The sequence below is a fragment of the Kribbella albertanoniae genome (assembly GCF_004348455.1).
Classification (GTDB): Bacteria; Actinomycetota; Actinomycetes; order Propionibacteriales; family Kribbellaceae; genus Kribbella; species Kribbella albertanoniae.
On sequence record NZ_SMKA01000435.1, the window covers coordinates 1 to 4,205 of the forward strand.

General features: G+C 67.7%; 4 protein-coding genes. 3 read left to right on the forward strand and 1 reads right to left on the reverse strand.

The features are described 5' to 3' along the window. Positions 1 to 57 precede the first annotated feature (57 nt). A complete protein-coding gene (locus E1261_RS43555; protein WP_132416047.1) occupies positions 58 to 1,182 on the reverse strand; it encodes an inositol-3-phosphate synthase in 1,125 nt (374 codons plus the stop codon). 585 nt (positions 1,183 to 1,767) lie between these two features. On the opposite strand from E1261_RS43555, the gene E1261_RS43560 reads away from it, so the two are divergent. From E1261_RS43560 to E1261_RS43570, 3 genes are all read left to right on the forward strand, one after another. Then, a complete protein-coding gene (locus tag E1261_RS43560; protein WP_132416049.1) occupies positions 1,768 to 2,859 on the forward strand; it encodes a HesA/MoeB/ThiF family protein in 1,092 nt (363 codons plus the stop codon). 2 nt (positions 2,860 to 2,861) lie between these two features. Beyond that, positions 2,862 to 4,022: a PqqD family protein gene (locus tag E1261_RS43565; RefSeq protein ID WP_132416051.1), complete on the forward strand. Its 1,161-nt coding sequence runs from the start codon at positions 2,862 to 2,864 to the stop codon at positions 4,020 to 4,022. Beyond that, on the forward strand, positions 4,019 to 4,205 hold a 187-nt coding region (locus E1261_RS43570), incomplete at its 3' end, for a hypothetical protein (protein WP_132416053.1). The genes E1261_RS43565 and E1261_RS43570, both read left to right, overlap by 4 nt.

Here is a 4,205-nt window from a genome sequence, read left to right on the forward strand (position 1 = left end):
ACACATCCCCAGGCACCGTCAACCCGGCCGGCGCCCGCACCAACTCCACCAACGCCCTCAACATGACTGCACCCAGCGCACGAGGGCGTCGTATTGGGTGGTTAGGGAGTGCTCCGTTGAGTTGATGGGGTCTTTGAAGTAGAAGCCGAGGAAGGGCATCGCGCCGACGTGCGAGCGTTCCAGGGCCAGGGCTGATAGGCGGGCCAGGTCTAGGACGAGAGGCGCGGCGAGCGCGGAGTCGCAGCCTTGCCAGGTGAATTGGAGGGTCATGCGGACGCCTAGGAAGCCCGAGAACAGGATGTGGTCCCAGGCCGTCTTCCAGTCGCCGAGAGGATCCACGTAGTCGATGTGGACCTGGCCGGCCACGTCCGAGCCGAGCATGTCGGCGAGACCGCGTTCCTTGGACACGTTCTTGGATTCGGCAGCGCGCGGGTCGGCGAGGGTGGCGCCGTCGCCGCCGCCGAGGAGGTTGGTTCCGGACCAGGCGTGCACCGGCAGGGCGCGGGCGGTGAACATCGGCGCGAGCACGCTCTTCACCAGCGTCTCGCCGGTCTTCGCGTCCTGCCCACCGAACGGCATTCCGCGCTCGACAGCCCAGTCCCGGATCACCTGTGGCCGGATCGAGGTCGACGGCGTGAAGTCGACGAACGAGGCCCCGGCTTCGAACGCAGCCAGCGCCGCGACACAACTCCCCGGCAGCGGATTCCCGCTCCGAAGCGCCTCCCGCAGTACGGCGAGATCGTCGTACGGGACCTCGTACGGCGGCTCCGTCGAGGCCACGTTGATGGCCACGACGTGGTCGAGGTCGTTGCGCAGGCGGAAGGCCCGCAGATCCTCCGCCATCCGCGAGATCAGCTCCGCCTGGTCGGCGGCGACCGGGAGGACCACCAGGTTCCTCTCGGCCGCGGCCAGTTCCGCGGCGATCAGCCCGTCGAGCCCAGGCGGGAGAACCCCACCGGCGACGAGCCGCTCGACTTGTTTGCTGAGCGGGGTGTCGGTGACGTCGTGACCACCGAAGACCAGGCTCTCGATCGGCACCAGCCCAGCACCGCTGAACGCGGGCCCGGCGGTGACCACTCCGGCCGGTGGCGCGCCGTGGGCGAGCGCGGCCGCGCCTGCCACGGTCGTGGTCGCGACCGATCCTCGGGCTCCGAACAACCAGACACCAACGCGTGGACGCATGGAAGCTCCTCACGCCACGGATCGTGATGGACGGCGGACTATCCGTGGCAGTGGGGACTCTAAGGTCCAGGAATGCTTCCTGGGAAGCGGTTGTCTCGACTTTGTTGGGTCAACCGCCGAAGTCGGGACCCGCCGCCGCACCGGCGCGGCGGCACACGGTCGGAGTGGAACTGCCGACCCGCACCGGTGATGCAATTCGCCCGAAGGCGTCCCACATTCCCTTTGTCCGGCATTACCGGCGCCCAGTAGTGCCAATTCTCATTCGAGGGTTTGAACAGGCCCCGAAATCATGGGGATTTCCCCCATCCCCTGGATCGGAATTCGGTGTTCTACTGAGGCTCGCGGTGGGCCCGCCGTTTCCTGTAGTTGCCGCCCGACGAAGAGGGGAAACCATCATGGAGAAGGTCGAAACCAAGCCGGAACCGCGCAAGATCATGGTGCGCCGGCTGGAGAGGCTGGAGACCACCGCGATCATCGTGACCGATCCGGGCTGCCGCGACGAGACCTGCGGCTAGTCACCAGCATCCAGGACCGGGGCGTGGCGCCGACCACGCCCCGGTCCGCACGCTTCCTGGGGAGGACTCGATGGAACGACCGCGGGTGAAAGGGATCCACAAACCGACCCGCCTGACGCCGACGCTGGTGACGGTCGGTGGCCGGCAGCAGGGGATCGGCGCCGAGATCGACGACGAGGACGGCATGGTCTGGCGGCTGCTGGGCCTGATGGACGGAAGCCGAACACGCGTTGAGATCGTCGAGGCTTTATGTGCCGAAGGCAACGACCTGACGGCGGCCGAAGCCACCGAGGCGATGCAGGCCATCATCGACGCCGGGTACGTCGAGGATGCGGCCGCGCCGGCACCGGACAGTCTGAGCCCGGAGGAGGTCGACCGCTACGACCGCGCGCTCACCTACTACGCCTGGGTCGACCTCACCCCGCGCCCGTCGCGGTACGACGTACAGGCCCGGCTGAAGGCGAGCAAAGTCGTCGTACTGGGGCTTGGTGGCACCGGCTCAGCGGTCGCGGCCTCACTGGTCGCAGCCGGAGTGGGTGCGGTCCATTGTGCCGACTTCGACGTGATCGAAGCGGGCAATCTGACCCGCCAATTGCTGTACACCGAGGACGATCTGGGCAAGCCGAAGATCCCGGTCGCAGTCGAGCGTTTGAGCAAGATCAACAAACATGCGGTCGTCACCGGCGAGGAGCTCAAGGTCGATTCGGCCGACGCCGTCGCCTACCTGATGGACAAGGGCGACCTGCTGATCCTGTGCGCCGATCAGCCGATGCACACGATCCGCGAGTGGACGAATACGGCCGCACTCCGGACGAAGACCCCGTGGATGCTCGCCCAGTACGCCGGTCCGATGGCCGTCGTCGGCCTGTTCGTCCCCGGCGAAACCTGCTGCCCCGACTGCCTGCCGAGTGTCCGGGACCGGCTGCGGGATCAGCACGGTCAGGAGCCCGAGGACCTGTTCCCGTTCACCGGCCACGCGGTGATCGCGCCGACCGCCAACCTGACCGGCCACCTCGCCGCCCTCGACGCGGTCTACCACCTCGGCGATATCCCGACCACGACCCGCGGCCTGATGTACCACCTCAGCCTGACCGACCTGACCTGCCACTACACCGTCCGCCCGACCCCCGGCGCCACCTGCCCGACCTGCGGGTGGACATGAGCATGAGCCTCGCGCATGTCGTCGTACGGAAAGAAGGCGAGGACGAGTACGTCGTCGGCGATCCGGCCAGCGGCAACTTCGTCGTCGTACCGGAGCTCGGCGCCCGCCTGGTCGAGCTCTTCGTGGCCGGCCGGACCGTCGAGGAAGCGGCCACGCAGCTCGAGGCCGAGACCGGCGAGACCATCGACGCCGCGGACTTCCTGGAGGTACTGCGCGAAGCCGGGATCACCCGATCCACCGAAGAGTCCCAGCACTGGTCGATCTCCCGCATCCCGGCCCGCTGGGTCCGGCCGTTCTTCGGCCCGACCGCCTGGGTCGTGTACGGCGCCTGCCTGGCGATCACGCTGGTGATGTTCGTGATCGAGCCGTCGCTGCGACCGACGTACGAGGACACGTTCATCTTCCCGGACATCGTGCTGAGCCTGCTCGTCACCAACGTGGTCGTGATCGCACTGACGATCCTGCACGAGATCTGGCACGCCTTCGCCGGCGCGGCCGTCGGCGTACCCTCCCAGCTCCGGCTGGAGCGGCGCGGGATCTTCCCGGTCCTCGAAACCGACCTGTCCGGCCTGTGGGCGCTGCCGCCGGCCAAGCGCTACGGCCCGTTCCTCGCCGGCATGGCGATCGACAGCGTCGTACTGTTCCTCGCCGTTGCCCCTCGCTACGCATGGTCGCGCGGCTGGATCGACCTGTCGCCGATGCTAATCCGCATCCTGGCCATGGTCGTCCTCAGCCAGGTCGCCAAACTCGCCTTCCAGACCCTGGCCTACCTCCGCACCGACATGTACCTCGTGATGGCCACCGCCACCGGCTGCGGCAACCTGCACCAGGTCACCCGGTTGTCCCTGAAACGCCTGGTACGCCGTCTCACCCCCGAGGAAGCGAATGTCCTGAGCACGGCCCACGACCGCGATCTCCGGGTGGCCCGCTGGTACCGGCTGCTGTACGTCACCGGCCTGATCTGGATGGTCTGGTTCGCCATTCACTTCATCGTGCCGAGCGCGAAAGTCACCCTCGGCTGGGCGTTCGGCGTACTGCTGCAGGCACCGCCGTTCAGCCTCTACTGGCTGGAAGGCCTGATCCTGCTCGCCTTCACCTCCCTGAACGTCTTCCTGCCCCTCGGCGTCGCGATCCGGAACCGGCGAAGGGCGGCCGCAGCATGAACAAGCGCTTCGGTCTCGTCGTCGGCATCCTCGTGACCACCCTCAGCGTCCTCACCATGTCCAGCTTCGCCTTCGGCGTCCTGCTCGGCCAGTTCGGCGACCGCGAAGCCCTGCCCTGCCACGAGATCCCCGGCACTCCCCAACCCCTCGAAGGCAACCGCCACCTCGCCTACCAGAACGCCC

Bases quoted from the DNA above. Each gene is read 5' to 3' on its own strand.
- E1261_RS43555 (WP_132416047.1), bottom strand. From the start codon at position 1,182: ATGCGTCCACGCGTTGGTGTCTGGTTGTTCGGAGCCCGAGGATCGGTC.
- E1261_RS43560 (WP_132416049.1), top strand. From the start codon at position 1,768: ATGGAACGACCGCGGGTGAAAGGGATCCACAAACCGACCCGCCTGACG.
- E1261_RS43565 (WP_132416051.1), top strand. From the start codon at position 2,862: ATGAGCCTCGCGCATGTCGTCGTACGGAAAGAAGGCGAGGACGAGTAC.